We start from the raw sequence: 19819 nt of genomic DNA on the forward strand, positions 1-19819 counted from the left end.
CCACACGTGCCACACGCACAGCACGCACAGCACACGCAATCCCCGCGCCACGCGTACCACCCGCGCCCTGCGCACCGCCCCGCACCGCACGCAGCCGGCGACCGTCCGGCCGCGCCCACCTGCCCGCACCTGCCCCCACCTGAAGAGGAGTCACCGTGCCGACGGTCCACCAAGTCGCCACGCCCCCCGCACCGGCCGATCCGGTGCATCCGTCCGTCGGCGCCGCCACCACGCTGCTCGACGCCTACCGCGGTGGAGCCCGGTTCCTGGCCACCCCCACCCGGACGCTGCTGGCCCAGGGCATCCGCCAGGAGGTCGCCCACTCCGCCGAACCGCTGCCGCACCGCGTCGCCCAGGCCCTGGCCGAGGCCCGACGGGCCGGGCACCCCTACCCCGTGGTGATCGGCGCGATCCCCTTCGCCCCGGACGCCCGCGCGGCCCTCGTGGTCCCGGAGTCCCTGCGCAGCGGCCCACCGCTCGCCTCGGACCCGCTGATCGCCCTGCCCGCCGCCGGTCCGGCACCCACCGACTGGGCCATCGCCTCCGTCCCCGAGCCCGACGTCTACGCCAAGGGCGTGGCCTCGGCCGTGGACCGGATGTGGCAGGGCGAGTTCAGCAAGGTCGTGCTGGCCCGGACCCTGGAACTCGCCTCCGACAGACCGTTGGACATACCCGCCATGGTCCAGCGGCTCGCCCGCCGTGACCCCTCCGGCTACACCTTCGCGCTCCCCACCGGCCCCGGCCGCAACCTGCTCGGCGCCAGCCCGGAGCTGCTGCTGTCGCGCCGCGGCGACCGGCTCATCTCCAACCCGCTCGCCGGGTCGACCCCGCGCAGCGCGGACCTCGCCGAGGACGTCCGCCGGGCCGCCGCCCTGCTCGGGTCGGCCAAGGACCTGCACGAGCACGCCGTCGTCGTCGACGCGGTGCACCAGGCCATGGCCCCGTACTGCACCTCCCTCGACGTCCCCGAGCGCCCCACCCTGCTCCGTACGGCCACCATGTGGCACCTGTCCACCACCGTGACCGGCGTCCTCGCGCAGCCCGACGTGTCCGCTCTGGAGATCGCCTCCAGCCTGCACCCGACCCCGGCCGTCTGCGGCAGTCCGACCGGCGTGGCCCGCAAGGTGATCGAGGAGACCGAGCCCTTCGACCGCGGCTTCTTCACCGGCATGGTCGGCTGGGAGGACGGCAGCGGTGACGGCGAGTGGGTCGTCACCATCCGCTGCGCCGAGGCCGAGGACAACCGGCTGCGCCTGTACGCTGGGGCGGGGGTCGTCTCCGCGTCCGAGCCCGACGCCGAGACCGCGGAGACCGCCGCGAAGTTCCGTACCTTCCTGCAGGCCGTCGGAGCCGAGCTGTGAGCGACTCCGTCGACCTCCTCGACCCCCACGACCCCCACGATCCCGTGGCCGACCCCGCCTGGCTGCCGTGGCCCGCCGAGTTCGCCGAGCGCTACCGGGCGGCCGGCTGGTGGCGGGGCGAGACCTTCGGACCCGTGCTGCGGGAGCGGGCGGCGGCCCACCCCGACCGGATCGCGCTCGTGGACCCGACCGGTGGCAGGGACGGCGGCCGGCGCACCTGGAGCTACGGCGAACTCGACGTGCGGGCCGACCGGATGGCCGCCGGCCTCACGGCGCGCGGCATCCTCCCCGGGGACAAGGTCGTCGTGCAGCTGCCGAACACCGCCGAGTTCTTCGAGGTCGTCTTCGCGCTCTTCCGGATCGGCGCCCTGCCCGTCTTCGCGCTGCCGGCGCACCGCCGCACCGAGATCTCCTACTTCTGCTCCTTCACCGGGGCGGCGGCGTACGTGATCCCCGCGGTGCACGGCGGCCACGACTACCGCGAGCTCGCCGCCGCCGTGCGCGCCGAAGTCCCGGGGCTGCGCGAGGTGTTCGTCGCGGACGCCGACCCGGGTGATTTCACGGCACTGGCCGAGGTCCCCCTGGACGTACCCGCCGGAGGGCTCGGCCACGCGCCCGCCCCGCACGACCTCGCCTTCCTCCAGCTGTCCGGCGGCAGCACGGGCGTACCCAAGCTGATCCCGCGCACCCACGACGACTACATCTACTCCCTGTGGGGCTCGAACGAGATCTGCGGGGTGGACGCCGACTCGGTGTATCTGGTCGCACTGCCCGCCGCCCACAACTTCCCGCTGTCCTCGCCCGGTTCGCTCGGCGTCCTGTACGCGGGCGGCCGCGTGGTGCTGTGCCCGCAGCCGGTGCCCGACGTCGCCTTCCCGCTCATCGAGTCCGAGGGCGTGACGATCACCGGTCTGGTGCCCCCGCTGGCCCTGCTCTGGACGGAGGCCGCCGCGCGCACCGACCGGGACCTCGGCAGCCTGGAGGTCCTGCTGGTGGGGGGCGCCAAGTTCAGCGAGGAGGCCGCCCGTCGGGTCCGGCCGGGCCTGGGCTGCACGCTCCAGCAGGTGTTCGGGATGGCGGAGGGGCTGGTCAACTACACCCGCCTCGACGACCCCGAGGAGATCGTCGTCACGACGCAGGGCCGGCCGATCTCCCCGGACGACGAGATCCTCATCGTCGACGACGAGGACCGCGAGGTGCTCCCGGGCGAGTCCGGGCACCTGCTGACCCGTGGCCCGTACACCGTCCGCGGGTACTGGAACGCCCCCGAACACAATGCCCGATCGTTCACGGCGGACGGTTTCTACCGGACCGGGGACATCGTCCGGATGACGCCCACCGGGCACCTGGTCGTCGAGGGACGCGCCAAGGACCAGATCAACCGGGGCGGGGAGAAGATCGCGGCGGAGGAGGTGGAGAACCACCTCCTGGCGCATCCGGCCGTCCACGACGCCAATGTGGTCGGCGAACCGGACCCCTATCTCGGCGAACGCACCTGCGCCTACGTGATCCTGCGCGAGGGCGCCGGGGAACTGCGGCCCGCCGCCGTGAAGAAGTTCGTCCGGGAGCGCGGCCTCGCCGCGTACAAGGTGCCGGACCGGGTGGAGTTCGTCTCCGCCTTCCCCAAGACCGGCGTGGGCAAGGTCTCCAAACGGGACCTGCGCACCGCCGCTCCCGCCGACGCTCCCGCCCTTGTCCCCGCACCGCCCCACCAGCACTGAACGGATGAACCCATGGCCCTGCCCGCCATCGCCCCCTACCCGCTGCCGACCGCCGAGGAACTGCCGGCCAACCGCGTCGACTGGACGGTGGATCCGGACCGCGCGGTCCTGCTCGTCCACGACCTGCAGAACTACTTCCTCTCCGCCTTCGACACGGACGCCCAGCCCGTCACCGGCATGCTCCAGCAGGTCGCGCGGCTGAAGAAGGAGGCGGGCCGCGCCGGGGTGCCCGTGTTCTACACCGCGCAGCCCGGCGGCCAGAGCCCGGCCGAGCGAGGGCTGCAGCAGGACTTCTGGGGGCCGGGCCTGCCGGACGACCCGACGGCCGCCGCGATCCCCGCGGTGGTGGCGCCGGGCCCGGACGACACGGTGCTCACCAAGTGGAAGTACAGCGCCTTCGTGCGGACCGACCTCCTGGAGCGGCTGCGCGCGACGGGCCGGGACCAGCTGGTGATCACCGGCGTGTACGCGCACATCGGTGTGCTGATGACGGCCTGCGACGCCTGGATGAGGGACATCCAGGCCTTCGTGGTCGCCGACGCCGTCGCCGACTTCTCCGAGCGCGAGCACCGGACGGCCCTGGAGTGGGCGGCGGGTCGTTGTGCCGTGGTCACCACGGCCGACCGGGTCTGCGCCCAGCTGTGAGACCGGCCTCGCTCCGGCCCTGTGGACCGGTTGACGGTCCTCCACCCGCTCACCCCCACCCCCGCTCTCACCCACGTCCCCGTACCCCACGAAGGATCTCCCCATGACGGATCGTCTGAACGCCGCCCGGCCCTACGCCCTGGGTCTCTTCCGGATCGTCACCGGCCTCCTGTTCGCCTGCCACGGCGCGGCTTCCCTCTTCGGGGTCCTCGGCGGCGCGCACGGCGGCGGCACCGTCCCCGTCGGGGCCTGGCCGGGCTGGTACGCGGCGGTGATCCAGCTCGTCGCCGGCGCCCTGGTGCTCCTCGGCGCCGGGACCCGTAGCGCGGCCTTCGTCGCCTCCGGCTCGATGGCGTACGCCTACTTCACGGCCCACCAGGCGGAGGCCCTCTTCCCGATCCAGAACAACGGCGAGTCCTCCGCGATGTACTGCTGGGCCTTCCTTCTGCTCGTCTTCACCGGCCCGGGTGCCTTCGCCCTGGACCGGCTCCTGCCCGCCCGCGGCAACCGGGCCGCGGAGACCGAGCAGCGGCCCCGGGCGGCGACCGCCTGAGGCCGGTTCCCCCGCTCTCCCTGAGCCCCGCACCCGTTCCCCGGGGGCGGGGCTCAGGGCTGCTCCAGGTAACAGGCCAGGGTGGCACGGCTGTTGCGCAGGTTCTCGATGCGCGCGTCCATGGCCGCCAGTTCCCCGTCGAGCAGGGACCGGATCTCCTCGCACCAGGCGAAGCGCACCCCCTCACCGCGCACGCACGGCAGCACCGAGCGGATCACTTCGGTGGACAGGCCCGCCGCGAGCAGGGCGCGTACCTTGCGCACGGCGGCCACGGAGTCCGCGGTGTAGTCGCGGTATCCGTTCGGGCCGCGGTCCGCGTCGAGCAGCCCTTGCGCCTCGTAGTAGCGCAGCAGCCGGGAGTTGACGCCCGTGCGCCGGGACAGTTCTCCGATCAGCATGTGCCGTACCCCTGTGTCCGGTTGACCTTCGCATTGATGTCAACGTTTAACGTCGCTCCCACCGGCGGGCATTCCGCCGGCAGGGCCCGCGCACCGCTGGAGTGATGTTCATGACCGACCGCTCGTTCCTCTTCGTCCTCGGCAGCTCCCGTTCCGGCGGGAACACCGAGATCCTCGCGCGGCAGGCCGCCGAGCAGTTGCCCGCCGGGACCCGGCAGCACTGGGTGGACCTGGCCGCGTCGGACCTGCCGGACTTCCAGGACGGCCGGCACGAGGCCGAGGGGTGGACGCCCGGGGAGAGCGAGGCGATGCTGAGACGGGCCACGCTGGAGGCGACCGACATCGTCATCGCCTCGCCCCTGTACTGGTACGCGCTCTCCGCCCACACCAAGCGCTACCTCGACTACTGGTCGGGCTGGCTCACCTCGCCCGGCTCGGACTTCGAGCAGCGGATGGCGGGCCGGACCCTGTGGGGCGTGACGGCCATGGCGGACCACGACGAGGCCCGCGCCGAGGGGCTGGTGACCAGCCTGCACCACACCGCGGCCTACATGCGGATGCACTTCGGCGGGGTGCTGCTCGGCAACGGCTCCCGACCGGGCCAGGTGCGCGACGACGAGCGGGCGACGATCCGCGCCAAGGCCTTCTTCGCCCAGGACGCGCCCCTGGCCCGATTCCCGTAGGGGGTCGACCGCTTCGGGGGTCAGCCCGTGGCGGCCCGGGGGACGAGGCGGGTGCCGCACCAGCTGCAGTACCGGGCGTCGGCCTCTATGGCGTGCCGGTGGCACTGCTCGCAGACGAGGTGGAGCGGGCACTGCGGTGTGCGGGGTTCGGTGCGGGCGGGCCGGCCGATGGCCATGCCGGCCCGTCTGCGGTGTGCGGTGAGGAACACCAGTCCCTCGGGGCCGGCGCGGAGCGAGCGGGCGGAGCCGCGCGGCAGCAGGATGAGGGAGCCGGGCGCGACCTCCACCCCGGCGCCGTCCAGGGTCAGGGAGCCGCCGCCCTGTACGACGGTGAGCAGGACGTCCACCTCGGGCTCCCGGTGGACGGCGATCTCGCCGCCGGGCAGCAGGCGCACCAGATTCGCGTCGAGTTGTCGGCCCTTGCGCCGTAGTCGCCACAGGGCGCCGCTCTGGCCGTCCGTGGCGGCCTCGACCAATCCCGTGACCGTGACACCCACGGCTTCCCGCTCGACCACCACATGTCCTTCCCGCGTGTTCGGCCGCTCTGCCGACCTCGTGATCGCCCATGAGATCACTTCGGTAGGTGTCCGCACCAACCACCGGGGTGCGAAGCGGTCGCCCGAGCGCCAGGACGTGTGCCGCTCGGCCCGCCCGACGCGGCGCAACGGCCGGTCCTCCCGCACAGGCTGACACCCTTCGGGGCCAGGTGAAGGCGGGTTGGGGAGTCACACCACCCGTTGGGGTCAAGATCTGCCGGGTCACGGGTCCGTCCCGGCGCACGATGACTCGTACGGGTGCCCAGGAGTGACGGAAACCGCCGTACCGGCCGGTCGGAGGCGCGCCCCGGGCGGCTGCGGGCGTGTCGGGTTCGGCGGTACGTGTAACAGGAAGGTACCGGTGGGCGGTCGGGTGGAACGGTGGTACGGGTCGGGCCACTCCTGTTGATCGGAGACGCTCTCCCGAACCGAACCGAACCGAACCGACCCGCACCGCCCCGTACCGACCCGCACCGACCCGCACCGACCGCCCGCACCTCCGACCGATCGATCCTGAGGAAGAAACGATGCGCGTTCACCAGCTGACCCTCGCCGCCGTGGCCGTCGCCGCGAGCCTGTCGCTCACGGCCTGCCAGAACGGCGACGACGGCGCGGCGCGGAGCACCCCGTCGGCTTCGTCCACCACGTCCGCCCCGGCCGGTGCCTCGCCTTCGGGGGGCGGTTCGGATCAGGGCGGCGGGAAGCCCTCGCAGGGGACGGGCTCCGACGGGAAGGGCACGGCCGGCGCCGGTACCGGATCCGACGCGAGCGGCAAGGTCGGCAAGTGCCGGACCGACGAGCTGGCGATCACGGCAGCGGAACGCACCATCGGCGGCGACACGGACGGCACGGTCGCGGTGACGCTGAAGAACCGCGGTGCCCGGGACTGCACGATCTCCGGGTACGCGGGCGTCGACCTGAAGACCGACTCGGGCTCGCTGTCCGCGCAGCGCACCGGGCAGCGGGCCGACACGGCCGTCCTCAAGAAGGGTGAGTCGACCTACTTCGGCATCAGCTACCCGCTCAACACCTCGGGCGGCTCCGGCGTCCGCGTCACGGGACTGGTGGTGACCCCGCCGGACGAGACCAGGTCGGTCACCCTCGCCTGGCCGGGCACCGGCACGCTGCCGGTCACGGAGGGCGGCGGCACCCCGGTGAAGGTCGGCCCGGTGGGAAGCGCCGGCCAGGGCGGCTGACCCGTACACCGACAGGCCACAGCCGACTGCCCCGTACCCGGGTCGTGACCCCCGGGTACGGGGCAGGTCCGTTTCCGCCCGAGGGGACCGCGGCGATCCGCCGGGCGGCACTCCGGCCGCCGCTACGCGGACCGGTCCAGCGAGTTCCGTACGTACGCACCGGGCGTCTGCCCGAAGTGGCGGCGGAAGGCCAGGATGTAGCCGTTGGTGCTGACGAACCCCACGCGGGCGGCCACCGAGCTCACCAACTGGCCCTGTTCCAGCAGGCTCAGCGAGTGGTTGAGCCGGAGCCGGGTGCGCCACTCGGAGAAGGCCATCCCGGTTTCCGCGCGGAAGGCCCGGCGCAGGCTGGTCGAGCTCGTGTAGAGGTTCTCCGCCCACTCCGTCGCGGTGCGCGGATCGCTCGGCGTCCGGGCCAGCTCCCGCGCCACGGCGCCCGCGGTGTGACTGGTGGGCTGGGGCAGCGGCAGACAGTTGCGGTGCCCGGCGGACAGCGCGGCGAAGACCTCCGGGTCCTCGTCCTGGGCGCAGGTGCTGCGCATCCGGCCGAGGACCAGTCTGCGCTGGGCGTCGGTGATGTTGATGGTGGTGACGTCCTGGTACGGCAGCTCGAACCGGTCCGCGTCGAAGGACTCGACCGCGATGACGGAGTCGGCTCCGAAGCGTGCGCTGTGCGCGATGCCCGCCGGGATCCACAGGGCCACCGAGGCCGACAGCTCGTGGTCCCGGCCGAGGGCGGTGACCACGATCCTGCCGACCGGCACGTGCAGGAACTGGTGGAACTCGTGGACGTGGAGCGGGTGTCCGCCCTCGGCGATGAAATCGTCATCGGCCGTGATCACGTCCCCGGCCCGGGTCTCCTCGTCCCGCACGCTGCGCAGTCCCGTCTCGGCCACAACATCCTCCCCCTACCGCAGGGGTCGTGTTCTTGACCCCTGATTGTGAGCGGTTCGCCTCCGGCATTGGACCGGACCCCGCTTTGGTAAGGCTAGCCTAACTTCAAGCTTGAGCAGGTGAGGAGTACCCGAAGACCCATGAAGCAATCGGCTTCGCCGGACGCACCACCGGCCCCGACGCCCGCGCGGCCCCGTGCCTCGCGCGGAACGGTGGTCGTGGTGCTCGCCGGCCTGATGCTGACCGTCGTGACCATCGCGAGCATCGGCCTCGGTGCGCGTGACATATCCCCGCTGGAGATCGTGCGGATCCTGCTGCACCCGAGCGCGGAGGGCTACAACGGCGACGTCCTGTGGACGGAGCGGATACCCCGCACGCTGCTCGGCCTGACCGTCGGGGCCGCCCTCGGCGCCTCCGGGCTCATCATGCAGGCCCTGACGATGAACCCCCTGGCGGAGCCGGGCGTTCTCGGCGTGCAGCAGGGCGCTGCGGTGTTCGTCGTACTCGGCATCCTCTTCCTCGACACGTCCGGCGTGCAGGGCTACTTCTGGATGGCGCTGACCGGCTCGGCGGTGACCGCGGTCCTCGTCTTCCTGATCGGGACCCGCACCAACGCGGGCAGCAGTACGATCGGCCTCGTCCTCGCGGGAGTCGCCGTCGCCGCGGTGATGTCCTCGCTGATCACCCTGCTCGTGGTGCGCGACGAGGCCGTCTACGCCCATCTGCGCTTCTGGTCGGTGGGTCAACTCACCGGCCGGGGCCAGTTCCTGGGCCAGGCACTCCCGTTCGCGCTCACCGGTCTGCTGCTGGCGCTGCCGCTCGGGCGCACCCTGAACCTGTTGAGCCTCGGTGACGACACCGCCCGAGGGCTCGGCGTCCGGGTGGAGCGGGCCCGGCTGGCGAGTGCGGCCGTCGCGGTGCTGCTGTGCGCGGCCGCCACCGCGGCCGTAGGGCCGGTGGCCTTCGTCGGACTGGTCGCCGGACACGCCGCCCGGATGCTGGTGGGCACGGACCACCGCTGGTCGCTGCCGCTGTCCATGGTCTGCGGAGCCGTCCTGCTCGTCGGCGCCGACACCGCGGGACGGCTGGTGATCGACCACGGCGAGGTCCAGGTGTCGGTGATGACCGCCTTCGTCGGCACCCCCTTCTTCGTGTGGCTCGCGCGCCGCCGCGACCTGGTCCGGATGTGAGTGACATGCCACAGACACACGCGCCACGGACGGACGGGGCGCGGAGCCTCGGGCAGGCCTCCCAGGACACGGCGGCGGAACTCAAGGCCGCCACCGCGGCCGGGCTGCGCGGCGCCCACCGGGCGGGATTGCGCCGAGCCCGCCTCGCCGTCTGCGTACTCGTCCTGATGCTGCTCGCCCTGCTCGTCGCCTCGATACTGCTCGGCGGGGTCGAGCGGATCCCGGCGGGCGACATCCTGCCCGCCGCCTTCGGGATGCGCACCGGCCTGGCCGACTACGTGATCTTCCGCATCCGGATGCCGCGCGCACTGGCGGCGCTGCTCGCCGGAGCCCTCTTCGGCCTCTCCGGCGCCCTGTACCAGCGGCTCATCCGCAACCCCCTGGCAACCCCGGACATCGTCGGCATCTCGGCGGGCGCCGGAGCCGGCGCCACCACGATGCTGCTGTTCGCCCCGGCGGTCCCCTTCGGGACCTCCCTGGCCGGCCTCGGCGGCGCCTTCGCGCTCGTGGCGACCGTGCTCGCACTGAGCAGGCGCGGCGGGGGCGTGGACACGTACCGACTGGTCCTCGTGGGCATCGGCCTGAGCGCCGTGTGCACCGCCTACGTGAACTACCTGTTCACGGTGGCCGGTCAGCACGGGATCGCACAGGTGATGCGCTGGCTGGTCGGCAGCGTCAACGACGCCACCTGGGAAGGGGTGTCCACGCTGGCGGGCGCGCTCGTCGTGTGCGGGCTCTGCACCGCCCTGCTGGACCGCGCCCTGGGCACCATGGCCCTCGGTGACCAGCTCGCCCTCGGGCTCGGCACCCGGGTGGGGGCCGCCCGGATCGCGACCCTGCTGGTGGGGGCCGCGGCCGCCGCTCTGGCCACCAGCGTCACCGGCCCGATCGGCTTCGTCTCACTGATCAGCGGTCCCATCGCGATCCGGCTGGTCGGCGCCGACCGGTCCGTCGCCCTGGCCGTCCCGATCGGCGCCGTCATCGTCCTCGGCGCCGATGTCCTCGCCCAGCACGGCCCGTTGATCAGCCCGGTGCCGACGGGTGTCCTCACGGCGCTGCTCGGCGCCCCCTACTTCGTCTGGCTGATCCTCCGGCGCAGGCAAGGAGCCACCGCATGAGCGCACGACCCGTACTCGCCTCCCCCGACCTCGCCTCCCCCGACGCCGGCTTCCGGCTCGAAGCCCGCGGCATCAGCGCCGGCTACGACCGGAAGCCGATCATCGAGGAGCTGTCCCTCGGGATCGAGCCCGGCAAGATCACCGCGCTGGTCGGCCCGAACGCCTGCGGCAAGTCGACCCTGCTCAAGTCCGTCGCCCGGCTGCTGCCCGTCGCAGCCGGCTCGGTCCTCCTCGAAGGCCAGGACATCCACGACCTGTCCACCCGCGAGGTGGCCCAGCGCCTGGGCATCCTGCCGCAGTCGCCGGTCGCCCCGGAGTCCATCACCGTCGGCGACCTCGTCTGGCGCGGGCGCCACCCGCACCGCCGGTTCGGACAGCGGCGCACCGCCACCGACGACGAGGTCATCGCGGACGCCCTGCTCGCGACCGGGACGGCCGAGCTGATCGACCGCCCGGTCGACCAGCTCTCCGGCGGCCAGCGCCAGCGCGTGTGGATCGCCCTCGCGCTCGCCCAGGACACGCCGACGCTGCTCCTGGACGAGCCCACCACCTACTTGGACATCGCCCACCAGATCGAGGTCATGGACCTCCTCGCCGACCTCAACGAGCAGGCCGGCAAGACGATCGTGCTGGTGTCCCACGACCTCAACCAGGCGGCCCTGTACGCCTCGACGATCGTCGCCATGCGCGACGGCCGCATCGTGCGCCAGGGCACCCCCGAAGAGGTGCTCACCGAGGAGACCGTGGCCGAGGTGTTCGGCCTGGACTGTCTCGTCGTCCCCCATCCCCGATCGGAGCGGCCCCAGATCTTCCCCCTGGGCCGTCGCATCCCCACATAGGAGACACCAGCATCATGTCCGTTCTGCCCAGAACGTGCCGCCGCCCGGCCCGCGCCCTCGCCGCCCTCACGGCGGCCGCCGCCTGCCTCGGCCTGCTCACCGCGTGCGGCGGCGGCGAGGACTCGACCGCCGCCAAGGACAAGCCGGCCGCCGCCGGCGCCGACGCGTCCGCCGCCTTCCCCGTCTCCCTCACCAACGCGTGGGGCAAGACCGAGGTCAAGAAGAAGCCGGTGAAGGTCGCGACGGTCTCCGACGGCGACACCGCCATCGCGCTGGCCCTCGGCATCGTCCCGGTCATCACCCCGGACGTCGAGGACGGCGCCAAGGTGCCCGAGTACAAGCAGCGCGCCATCGACAAGCTCGGCGCCGGCAAGCTGAAGACGTACGACGACACCGACGGCACCGCCTACGAGGCCATCGCGGCCGAGGCCCCCGACGTCATCCTCGGCATGAACACCTGGGAGATGGACGCGGACTACGCCAAGCTGCAGCCGATCGCCCCGGTGGTCACCTTCACCGACAAGGCGCACGCCGACACCATGACCTGGCAGGACCGCCTGAAGACGGCCGCGAAGGCCCTCGGCCTGAGCGCCAAGGCGGACGAGGTCATCGCCGCGAACGAGAAGGCCACGACGGACGCCGCCGCCGCGCACCCCGAGTTCAAGGGCAAGACGTACACCTACACGGTCGTCCACCCCGAGCAGGTCAGCTTCATGTCCTACGCCGACCAGGACCCGGGCGTCTTCGAGAAGCTCGGCTTCACCAAGACCGACAAGGCGAAGAACTACGCGCCGAACAAGAACGCGGTGAGCCTGGAGAACCTCGACCAGCTCGACGCCGACGTCCTCCTCGTCACCTACCCCTTCGGTGACCGCGGTGTGATCAGCGCGACCGAGCTGGAGTCCAACAAGCTCTTCCAGTCGCTGAACGCGGTGAAGACCAAGCACTTCACGGTCATCCCCTCGGAGAACTCGCTCTCCTCGGCCATCGCCTACCCGGACGCCCTGAGCGCCCCGTGGGTCGTCGAGCAGGTCACCCCGCTCCTCGCGAAGGCCGTCGCCGGCCAGTAGGAGCCCGCGTCGCCACGCGGAACGCCGCCGAGGCCCGTCTCCCGCAGGAGGCGGGCCTCGGCGCGTAGCGGCCGGACCTGGTCGGTGAGGCCAGGCGTGACCCGTCTCCAGCGGCGTATGGGCTGCCGAACCGGTAGCGGGCGTCCGGATTGCGCGCGGGGTGTCAGTGCCGTGGTCCGCGGGTTGGATACGGGGCGCGCGGGGCGTCGTAGCGTGGCCGCGTGCCGGATCTGCCGGACGGATGTGAAGGAGCAAGTCGGATGTCCACCCGTAGTCCCCGCTCGGTCGTCACCTTCCCCATCGTGCTCAGGGAGTTGACGGTGCTGCGTGTCTCGGACGTCACGCCCGGGATGCGGCGGGTGACCCTGGGCGGGCCCCAGCTGCACGCCTTCGAGCACGCGGGCCTGTCCCTCCCGGCGCTGCGCACGGAGGGCTTCGACGACCATGTGAAGTTCTTCTTCGCGGAGGAGGGCCGGGAGCCGGTGCTGCCCCGGCAGAACGTGAGCAGCCTGGACTGGCCCTCGGAGGGTCGGCCGATCTCCAAGGACTACACGCCGGTGCGGTTCGACCCGGTGGCCGGGGAGATCGACTTCGACTTCGTCCGGCACGACGGCGGCATCGCCTCGTCGTGGGCTCAGCAGGCCGCTCCGGGCCAGGTGACCTGGATCGCCGGGCCCAAGATGTCGCACGCTCACCCCGAGGGCGCGGACTGGCTGCTGGTGATCGGCGACGAGACCGCGCTGCCCGCGATCGGTCGCTGGCTCGACGAGATGCCCGAGGGGACCCGGGCCCGGGTGTTCATCGAGGTCGGCGAGGACAGCCACCGCCAGGAGCTGCCGACGCGTGCGGAGGCCGAGGTCACCTGGCTGGTACGCGGTGGCGTCCCGGCCGGGCGCAGCGATCTGCTGGAGCGCGCGGTGCGGGACATGGAGTGGTTGCCGGGGACGGTGTTCGTCTGGGCCGCCGGTGAGGCCGTCACCCTCAAGGGCATCCGCCGGCACCTGTCGGTGGACCGGGGCGTGCCGCGCGAGCAGACGCACATCACCGGCTACTGGCGGCGGGCCGAGGTCGCACCCGGCCTCGCCGAGCCGACCGATCCCGATGTCCTGGAGGGCGAGGACGCGCACGGGCGGCTCCACGAACTGACCGACCTGGCCCCCGGGCTCACGATCCGCGTGGCCGTCACGCTGGGCCTGGTCGACCTCGTCTACCAGGGCGTACGGGAGCCCGCGGAGCTGGCGCGGCGCAGCGGGACGGAGCCGCGCTCGCTCGGAGCGCTGCTGAAGTACCTCGTGGAGATCGAGGTGTTCGAGGTCACCGACGCGGGATACCGGCTGACGCCGGTGGGCGAGGAACTGGTCGAGGACGACCACTCGTCGCAGGAGTACGACCTGCGCGGCGCCCAGGCCGCCTTCGACCTGTCGCTGGCGGGGCTCGCCGAGCGGCTGCGCTCGGGTACGAACGGCTGCCGCACGGCGTCCGGGGAGAGCTTGGCCGAAGCTCTGCGCACCGATGCGCGCCTGGGCGGTTCGGCCCGTACCGCGATCGAGGACGAGGCGCGCTGGGTCTCGACCGGGGTCGCCGGTGCCTACGACTGGTCGACGGTGGGGGTCCTCGGCGCGTCGGGCAACGGCGCCGGCACGGTCGTCAACGCGCTCGTCAAGGAGTTCCCCGGGCTGCGGGTGCGGATCGCCGCCCTGCCGTCGGTGCTGGGTGTCCTGGGCGGGCAGATCCTCGATCCGGAGGTACTGCCCCGGGTGGAGCTCGTGGCGCAGACGCACCCGGTGCCGTCGGGTGCGGGAACGCTGCTGCTGTGCCGGCTGCTGGAGTGGCTGCCGGACGAGGACGCGGTACTGACCCTGACCGAGGCCGCGGCCGCGATCCCGGCCGATGGCGCCCTGGTGCTGGTCGAGCAGGTGGAGGCGGCCGACCCGGACGACATCGACGCGGCCTTGCACCACCTGCGGCTCACGGCGGCCTTCGGCTCCGGTCTGCGCTCGGTGAAGGACGTGGCCGCGCTGGCGGAGCGGGCCGGGCTGACGGTACGCGCGAGCCGTGACGTCGGCTGGGACCACCGGCTGTGGGTGCTCGCGCCGACCGCCTGACCCCGAAGCGGCGTGCCGTGTGCCGTGCCCGACCGGGTACGGCACACGGCACGGCAGCGCTTCGACCTGACCCGGTTCGTGCGAGTCTGTCGTCATGATGTCCGAGATCACGGCCGCGGCCTGGGCCGGGCAGCAGGTCGCCGCGGTCCGCGACGACCCCACCGGGCGGATGGCCTTGATGGAGCGTTGCTACCACGGCCCGTTCGGCAAGGCGCCCCAGCACCTGCCGTTCCGCCGGGCGGCGATGTCGTTCATGCGCTGGCAGGTACGGCGGGGCGTGCTGCGGCCGACGTTCGCCGACCGGCCCGGCAGTCCGTGGTGGCGGGCGGTGAACGAACGGATCCTCCGGGACGGCTGCGAGGCGGTGGGCCTGAGCGGCGGACTCCCCGGGCCCGCCTCCGCGCGCACGGTCGACCACTGGCGGGCCTTCGCCGACCACCCCACGGCCCGGGCCTGGTACCGGGCGCACAACGGGAGCGTGGTCGCCGCCTACCTCGAGAACCGCGACCTCGCGGAGGCGGAGAACGAGACCGAGCGGTTCTTCATGAACGTCGTCCTGTGCCGCGTGCTGTACGCCCACGCCCTCGTCGCGGCGCCCCGCCTCGCCCTCGGGTGGCTGCGCCCGCTCGCCCCGTTCCTCGGCGATCCCAGGGTGGAGATGACCGGGATCTTCTTGCAGCTGTCGCGCGTGCTCCCCGACGCGTACCCGCTCCACGACACGGTGCGGTCCCACCTCGAGAGGGAGATCGGCTTCGGCCGCCTCCTCGATTTCGGGGTGATCGCGCCGAGACTGCAGCGGCTGTACGCGTGGTCGGCCCACGAGCTCGGGGCGCCCGGCCTGCTGGACTGCGTCCGCGACGGATCCCCCGTCTACGCGTGGTCGTTCGACGACCGGCACGTCTGGAAGCCCCCGAACTCCTTCGCCCTCCGCGTGATCCACCGGGCGCTCCCACCCGAACGACGCACCCGGTACGGGTGACGGACGTACGGTCAGCTTCGCCGTGCGGCGGGGTCCGGTGCGCCCGCCTTGCGGGCGTGCAGCACGTGCGCGTCCAGGGGCAGGGGTCGGCGGCCGACGAGTTGGAGGCCCGCGTCGGCGAGCAGGCGTGCGTAGTGGTCGGCCCGGCGTTCGCGACCTCCGACGTTGCACAGCATGTGCAGGTCCCAGGCGGTGGCCAGCGAGGGGGAACCGTCGACGGGCAGGAGACGTTCCACGACGAGCAGGTCCGCGTGGTCGGGCATCGCGCGGACGCAGTGGCGCAGGATCTCGCGGCAGCGGTCGTCGTCCCAGTCGTGCAGGACGCGGGACAGGATGTAGACGTCGCTGCCGGGTGGCACGTCGGCGAAGTCGCCCGCCCGGTAGTCGCAGCGCGGGCCGCAGCCCGTGGCGTCGAGCAGACGGCGTGCGGCCTGGACGGCGTGCGGGCGTTCGAGGAGGACACCGCGCAGGCGCGGGTGCGCCGTGAGGATCCGGCCGAGGAGTTCCCCGTTCCCTCCGGCGATGTCCACGACGGTCGCGGCCTCGGGTGCCTGGGCCGCGGCGGTGATGACGGGATGGGCGGGAAGCGGCTGGAACATCCGTGAGCTCGCGGCCATGGATCGGTCGAAGAGGGCGGCGAGTTCGGGGTCGCGGGCGAAGTGGTCGAAGTGGTTCTCGCCGAAGAGGTGGTCGAAGGCCGGCTGTCCGGTCCGCACGGCGTGGTCGAGAGCGCCGAAGGAGCGGTAGAACGGACCCCCGTACATCAGGGCCAGCGGTCGCATCGACCCGGGCGTGTCCGCGCGCAGCAGGGCGCCGAGGTCGGTCAGGCGGAATCCTTCCTGCTCCTCGACGACGGCTCCGAGCATGGCCAGGTAGCGCAGGAGTGTGGCGAGGCTTCGGGGGTGGGTGCCGGTCGGCCGGGCGAGGTCCTCGGTGCGCTGGGCGGTACGGGTGTCCATGACATCGGGCAGGCCCAGCCGGGCGAACGTGGCGAGGGCCTGTGTCGTCCACGCGCCGGTGAAGAGGTGGAGGAGCGTTTCAGCGGGCTGCCGTGCGTCATGACGGGGGCGGTGGTGCCGGTCGGGGTGGTCCAGGTGCGCGGCGAGGGTGTCGCGGTGGTCGCCCCGCGCGTAGAGCTCCAGCCGCCGGTAGTCGCAGGCCGCGTCGGCGGGAAGGGTGAAGTAGAGGACCGTGCCGTCCTCGTGCGGGTTGTAGCCGCCGCCGTCGGGCCGCGCGCCGTGGCGGCCGAGGATCGCGCACAGGCCGCGCAGGGCCAGTGGCTCCGGATGCTCGACCTCGAAGGCGAGGTGCGCCTCGTGCCGGCGGGTGCGTTCGTAGGCGGCGATCGGTTCCAGGTCGGAGTGCGGGGGCACGGTCAGGGCGAACACCTCGACCGCGCGCCGCTCCCCGTCGCGGCCGTCGACCTGTGGGCGCAGGATCCGGACGTCGAGCTCGGCCGGGTCGCGCCGGTGGCGCCGGGCGAGACGTTCCCGGACCACCACGCTGGGGTGGGAGGGAGTGTCCACGGCCAGTCCGCAGTCGGCGAGTTGGGCCCGCAGACCGTCCGCGTCCGGCGGGAAGAGCAGCAGTCCCGCGTGGGCGAACCGGCAGTGCTCGGCCAGCGCCCGCAGGTCCGGGCCGCCGAGGCCGGGCAGGAGGAGCGGGAGCAGGGCGGCGCTGTCGTGCTCGCGGACGAACCGGGCTGCCGCGCGCAGGCAGGCGGTGTCGTTCCGGAGCAACGTTTCGTCGGGGAGGGTCGTCGTCATCGTGGAGGTGTCCTCGGGCCGGTACGGGGCTGGGCAGGGCAGGGCAGGGCGAGGCAGGGAGAGGCAGGTGGAGGGGGTGAAGGTGAGGTCGGGGTGAGCGGTACGGGGCCGGGCCCGTCGGCGGTCACACGCCGACGTAGTTCTCGGCGAACCAGTCCTGGTGGATGCGCGAGGTGCGCAGCGACGCGAGCCGGGAACGCCGCAGGGCGGCGTGGAAGAACGATCCGGCATCCTGGTCGGGGTCGGGGGGCGCGTGCAGGAGCCGGGTCATCCACCCGGTGAACTCCTGCGCCCGCCAGATGTGCGCCAGGCAGCGGTCCGAGTAGCTGTCGAGCCCCGCGGTGTCGCCCCGGGTGAGGGCATCGGTCAAGGCTTCGGCCAGCATCTCGGCTTCCAGGACCGCGAGGTTGGCGCCCTTCGCGGCGGCCGGCGCGAGCAGACTCGCCGCGTCGCCCGCCAGGAGGAGCGAGCCGTGGCGCAGCGGTTCGACGACGTCGCAGGTGAGGTCGAAGACCCCGCGTTCCAGGAGCGTGCCCCGGCGCAGCGGGCCGTGGTCCGCTGCACCCATCCGGAGGTCGAGCTCGTCCCAGATCCGCTGCTCGGGCCAGGCGTCGGCGGGGGTGCCGCGTTGCCACTGGAGGTAGTAGCGGGTGACTTCCGAGGTGCGGGCCATGTGTCCGGCGAAGCCGCGGTCGTGGATGGCGTATCCGACGGCGTCGAGGCTCGGCGGGGCCTCGGCGAGCAGGCCGAGCCAGGTCACCCCGTGGTCGTACCGGTGATGACGGACGGCGCCCGGCGGCAGTGAGCGGCGTGCCGCCCCGTACCGTCCGTCACAGCCGGCGACGTACCGGGCGGTCCACCGGGTGGTGCCGCCGTCGGGTTCGCGTGTCGTCACGGACGGCCGGGTGCCGTCGGCGTCACGTACGGCGAGCGCCTCGGTGCGGAAGCGGATGCGTCCGCCGAGGTCGAGGTAGTGGGTCAGGAGGTCCGTGACCAGGTTCTGCTGCGGGTAGACGTGATGCTGCGCGCCCTGGCCGAGGGCTCCGTAGTCGAGGCGGAACCGGCCGTCCTGCGTGCGGAATTCGCACGTGCCGTGGCGGCGGCCGTGCCGGTGCAGGCCGTCGGCGAGGCCGTGGCGGTCCAGGATCTCCACGGTGTTCGGGGCGAGGAACCCGGCGCGGGCCCGGGTCCGGACTTGGGTGCGTGAGGCACGTTCCAGGATGACGCAGTCGATCCCGGCGGCGTGCAGCAGGATTCCGAGAACGAGCCCGGCGGGGCCGGCACCGAGGACGACCACATCGGCTGATTCACATAACGTGTGGGTGTTGTGACGTTCCGTCATAGCGGGTGAAGCATAAGCACGCGAAGATCCACACACCTACCTGAACCATCCCTAGGTAGGAATAGAGTGACAATCGGCATTCGCGTGGCCGCCCGGTGACAGCGGGTCAAAGACCCGTTTCCGCAGCTGGCAGGTGGTGCGCTCCGGGCGTGCGAAGGGGGACGCGCTCTCCCGTACGCCCCGGCGCGTGCGAGCCGGGGCTCAGCGGGGTCCGCGCCTTTCGTGGCACGTCGTACGAAGGCTCGGCAGGCGGCCTGAAGGGTGTTGCGGAAGCCTCGACGCTGGGCATTTCGCCTGTACGGGTGGGGTGTTGCGGGCCGAGTCGGTGTGGCCGCACGAACCTCACCATGCGCCGGCTCGCTCCGCTCTTCGGGATCTCTCCGGCCACCGCCTGCCGGGGCATCCAGCACCTGCGGCCACTCCTCGCGCAGGAACCGGCCCCACGGCCGGTCGCCGACGTGGGCCGGCCGTGGATCGGGGACGGCACCCTCGTCCCGGGGCGCGACCGCACGGTCGGCGCCTCCTCCCGTAACTACCGGTTCTCGGCGAACGTGCAGGTCGTCATCGACGCGGACACCCGCTCGGTCGTCGCCTCCGCCCGGCCGGCGCCCGGGAACAAGGCCGACGCCCACGCCTGACGGAAGTCGGACCTGCCGGCCGCGGCAACCGGCAACCGGCAACCGGCAACCGGCACGACGGTCGTCGCGGACGGCGCCTGCCTGGGAACCGGCCTGATCGTCCCGCACCACTGAAGGACCGGACGGGCCCCTCCTGCGCGGTCAGGGGAGGACAACGCCGAACACCGACGCGTTCGCGCCCGGGTCGAGCACACCTTCGCCCAAGCCTTCTGCAGCACCCTTCAGGGAGTGTCGCGAAAGTCTTTTGATCCGGTTGTCGGACACCTCTACCCTCTGACCCATGATCCAGACGGGCAATAGCGAGTTGCGTGGCTATCAGGTGGGACCCATACGCGCCGAGCTCCGTGCACTCACGGTGAGCGACGACCGTGAAGGCATGCTCGAAGGGACGCCGCAGCTACACCGTCGCTTTCGTCTGATGGGCATCGAGAAGGCGATGGCGGCGACGCCGCATTTGTATGTGCATGATCTCGACAAGCTCCGAGCTGATATCGAGGGGCAAGTCGAGGAGTGGCTGCCGCGAGAGGCGGTTCGCGCTCGACTGACGTCATGGTGGCAGCCCGAGGACATTGCAGAGTCTGGGCACACGGTGCTCTCGGTGATGTGGTTCCAAGCGGCTGCGCAGGACCCCTTCGCCCGCCTGGCCACGATCGTGCGTCCCCTGGACTGGACTTCGCTTGCCAAGTTTGTCCCCTTCGAGGACTAGGCCGTCTCTTTCGGATCTTGTCGGGTGAGCCCGGGTCGTCCGGTGCGGTGCCTCGCAAGGCGGAGGGGCGCCCGTGTAC

Annotated in this window: 18 protein-coding genes and 1 pseudogene; 14 read left to right on the forward strand and 5 right to left on the reverse strand. The window is 72.5% G+C overall.

Translation table 11 applies throughout. The annotated features are described in order from the left end of the window. The first annotated feature begins 155 nt into the window (after nt 1-155). From dhbC to AB8A24_RS17545, 4 genes are all read left to right on the forward strand, one after another. The gene (dhbC, locus tag AB8A24_RS17530) at nt 156-1361 is read left to right on the forward strand and encodes an isochorismate synthase DhbC (RefSeq protein ID WP_328965125.1); all 1206 of its coding nucleotides are present in this window, start codon (nt 156-158) and stop codon (nt 1359-1361) included. Nucleotides 1362-1405: 44 nt separating this feature from the next. Further along, a complete protein-coding gene (locus AB8A24_RS17535) occupies nt 1406-3082 on the forward strand; it encodes a (2,3-dihydroxybenzoyl)adenylate synthase (RefSeq protein ID WP_369476521.1) in 1677 nt (558 codons plus the stop codon). 12 nt (nt 3083-3094) lie between these two features. Then, nucleotides 3095-3727, forward strand: coding sequence for an isochorismatase family protein (locus AB8A24_RS17540; RefSeq protein ID WP_369476500.1), 633 nt, complete (start codon nt 3095-3097; stop codon nt 3725-3727). A gap of 103 nt (nt 3728-3830) precedes the next feature. Next, nucleotides 3831-4280 (forward strand): DoxX family protein, encoded by a 450-nt coding sequence (locus tag AB8A24_RS17545; RefSeq protein WP_328965123.1) that lies wholly within the window; start codon nt 3831-3833, stop codon nt 4278-4280. A gap of 53 nt (nt 4281-4333) precedes the next feature. On the opposite strand, the gene AB8A24_RS17550 is transcribed toward AB8A24_RS17545, so the two are convergent. Next, nucleotides 4334-4678, reverse strand: coding sequence for a MerR family transcriptional regulator (locus AB8A24_RS17550; RefSeq protein WP_266386440.1), 345 nt, complete (start codon nt 4676-4678; stop codon nt 4334-4336). Nucleotides 4679-4788: 110 nt separating this feature from the next. Here AB8A24_RS17550 and AB8A24_RS17555 point away from each other — a divergent pair, with 110 nt between their 5' ends. Further along, entirely contained in the window at nt 4789-5361 is a 573-nt protein-coding gene (locus tag AB8A24_RS17555) for an NAD(P)H-dependent oxidoreductase (RefSeq protein ID WP_328965122.1), read from the forward strand. A 20-nt stretch (nt 5362-5381) separates the two neighbouring features. Here the strand turns inward: AB8A24_RS17555 and AB8A24_RS17560 are convergent, their stop codons facing one another. Next, nucleotides 5382-5876: a cupin domain-containing protein gene (locus AB8A24_RS17560; protein WP_369476503.1), complete on the reverse strand. Its 495-nt coding sequence runs from the start codon at nt 5874-5876 to the stop codon at nt 5382-5384. A 548-nt stretch (nt 5877-6424) separates the two neighbouring features. On the opposite strand from AB8A24_RS17560, the gene AB8A24_RS17565 reads away from it, so the two are divergent. Beyond that, nucleotides 6425-7093 carry a DUF4232 domain-containing protein gene (locus tag AB8A24_RS17565; protein WP_328965120.1) on the forward strand — a complete coding sequence of 223 codons (669 nt, stop codon included), beginning with the start codon at nt 6425-6427 and terminating at the stop codon, nt 7091-7093. Nucleotides 7094-7215: 122 nt separating this feature from the next. On the opposite strand, the gene AB8A24_RS17570 is transcribed toward AB8A24_RS17565, so the two are convergent. Further along, nucleotides 7216-7989, reverse strand: coding sequence for an AraC family transcriptional regulator (locus AB8A24_RS17570; protein ID WP_328965119.1), 774 nt, complete (start codon nt 7987-7989; stop codon nt 7216-7218). Between the two features lie 138 nt (nt 7990-8127). Between AB8A24_RS17570 and AB8A24_RS17575 the strand changes: the two genes are divergently transcribed. From AB8A24_RS17575 to AB8A24_RS17600, 6 genes are all read left to right on the forward strand, one after another. Beyond that, nucleotides 8128-9177, forward strand: coding sequence for a FecCD family ABC transporter permease (locus tag AB8A24_RS17575; protein ID WP_369476504.1), 1050 nt, complete (start codon nt 8128-8130; stop codon nt 9175-9177). A 5-nt stretch (nt 9178-9182) separates the two neighbouring features. Continuing rightward, on the forward strand, nt 9183-10295 hold the full coding sequence (locus AB8A24_RS17580; protein WP_369476506.1) for a FecCD family ABC transporter permease: 1113 nt from the start codon (nt 9183-9185) through the stop codon (nt 10293-10295). Beyond that, a complete protein-coding gene (locus AB8A24_RS17585) occupies nt 10292-11134 on the forward strand; it encodes an ABC transporter ATP-binding protein (protein WP_369476507.1) in 843 nt (280 codons plus the stop codon). The genes AB8A24_RS17580 and AB8A24_RS17585 overlap by 4 nt, the downstream gene beginning before the upstream one ends. A gap of 14 nt (nt 11135-11148) precedes the next feature. Next, complete coding sequence (locus AB8A24_RS17590; RefSeq protein WP_369476509.1) at nt 11149-12204, forward strand: ABC transporter substrate-binding protein; 1056 nt, start codon at nt 11149-11151, stop codon at nt 12202-12204. Between the two features lie 260 nt (nt 12205-12464). Then, on the forward strand, nt 12465-14309 hold the full coding sequence (locus AB8A24_RS17595; RefSeq protein WP_328965114.1) for a siderophore-interacting protein: 1845 nt from the start codon (nt 12465-12467) through the stop codon (nt 14307-14309). Between the two features lie 94 nt (nt 14310-14403). After that, nucleotides 14404-15288: a hypothetical protein gene (locus tag AB8A24_RS17600; protein WP_328965113.1), complete on the forward strand. Its 885-nt coding sequence runs from the start codon at nt 14404-14406 to the stop codon at nt 15286-15288. A gap of 11 nt (nt 15289-15299) precedes the next feature. Here AB8A24_RS17600 and AB8A24_RS17605 read toward each other — a convergent pair whose 3' ends face one another. Further along, nucleotides 15300-17054, reverse strand: coding sequence for a methyltransferase (locus AB8A24_RS17605; RefSeq protein WP_369476513.1), 1755 nt, complete (start codon nt 17052-17054; stop codon nt 15300-15302). A gap of 124 nt (nt 17055-17178) precedes the next feature. After that, nucleotides 17179-18396 (reverse strand): 4-hydroxybenzoate 3-monooxygenase, encoded by a 1218-nt coding sequence (locus AB8A24_RS17610; RefSeq protein ID WP_369476514.1) that lies wholly within the window; start codon nt 18394-18396, stop codon nt 17179-17181. Nucleotides 18397-18728: 332 nt separating this feature from the next. Here AB8A24_RS17610 and AB8A24_RS17615 point away from each other — a divergent pair. Together AB8A24_RS17615 and AB8A24_RS17620 are read left to right on the forward strand one after the other, a co-directional pair. Continuing rightward, a pseudogene (locus AB8A24_RS17615) lies at nt 18729-19226 on the forward strand (transposase family protein); the annotation flags it as partial. 88 nt (nt 19227-19314) lie between these two features. Next, a complete protein-coding gene (locus AB8A24_RS17620) occupies nt 19315-19740 on the forward strand; it encodes a hypothetical protein (protein WP_328965110.1) in 426 nt (141 codons plus the stop codon). Nucleotides 19741-19819 lie beyond the last annotated feature (79 nt).

The organism is Streptomyces sp. BF23-19, from assembly GCF_041106355.1.
Lineage (GTDB): Bacteria > Actinomycetota > Actinomycetes > Streptomycetales > Streptomycetaceae > Streptomyces > Streptomyces virginiae_A.

Coding starts and splice junctions, on each gene's coding strand:
- AB8A24_RS17580 (WP_369476506.1), top strand. CDS start 9,183: ATGCCACAGACACACGCGCCACGGACGGACGGGGCGCGGAGCCTCGGG.
- AB8A24_RS17550 (WP_266386440.1), bottom strand. CDS start 4,678: ATGCTGATCGGAGAACTGTCCCGGCGCACGGGCGTCAACTCCCGGCTG.
- AB8A24_RS17540 (WP_369476500.1), top strand. CDS start 3,095: ATGGCCCTGCCCGCCATCGCCCCCTACCCGCTGCCGACCGCCGAGGAA.
- AB8A24_RS17575 (WP_369476504.1), top strand. CDS start 8,128: ATGAAGCAATCGGCTTCGCCGGACGCACCACCGGCCCCGACGCCCGCG.
- AB8A24_RS17595 (WP_328965114.1), top strand. CDS start 12,465: ATGTCCACCCGTAGTCCCCGCTCGGTCGTCACCTTCCCCATCGTGCTC.
- AB8A24_RS17555 (WP_328965122.1), top strand. CDS start 4,789: ATGACCGACCGCTCGTTCCTCTTCGTCCTCGGCAGCTCCCGTTCCGGC.
- AB8A24_RS17585 (WP_369476507.1), top strand. CDS start 10,292: ATGAGCGCACGACCCGTACTCGCCTCCCCCGACCTCGCCTCCCCCGAC.
- AB8A24_RS17565 (WP_328965120.1), top strand. CDS start 6,425: ATGCGCGTTCACCAGCTGACCCTCGCCGCCGTGGCCGTCGCCGCGAGC.
- AB8A24_RS17600 (WP_328965113.1), top strand. CDS start 14,404: ATGATGTCCGAGATCACGGCCGCGGCCTGGGCCGGGCAGCAGGTCGCC.
- AB8A24_RS17590 (WP_369476509.1), top strand. CDS start 11,149: ATGTCCGTTCTGCCCAGAACGTGCCGCCGCCCGGCCCGCGCCCTCGCC.
- AB8A24_RS17605 (WP_369476513.1), bottom strand. CDS start 17,054: ATGACGACGACCCTCCCCGACGAAACGTTGCTCCGGAACGACACCGCC.
- AB8A24_RS17610 (WP_369476514.1), bottom strand. CDS start 18,396: ATGACGGAACGTCACAACACCCACACGTTATGTGAATCAGCCGATGTG.
- AB8A24_RS17620 (WP_328965110.1), top strand. CDS start 19,315: ATGATCCAGACGGGCAATAGCGAGTTGCGTGGCTATCAGGTGGGACCC.
- AB8A24_RS17545 (WP_328965123.1), top strand. CDS start 3,831: ATGACGGATCGTCTGAACGCCGCCCGGCCCTACGCCCTGGGTCTCTTC.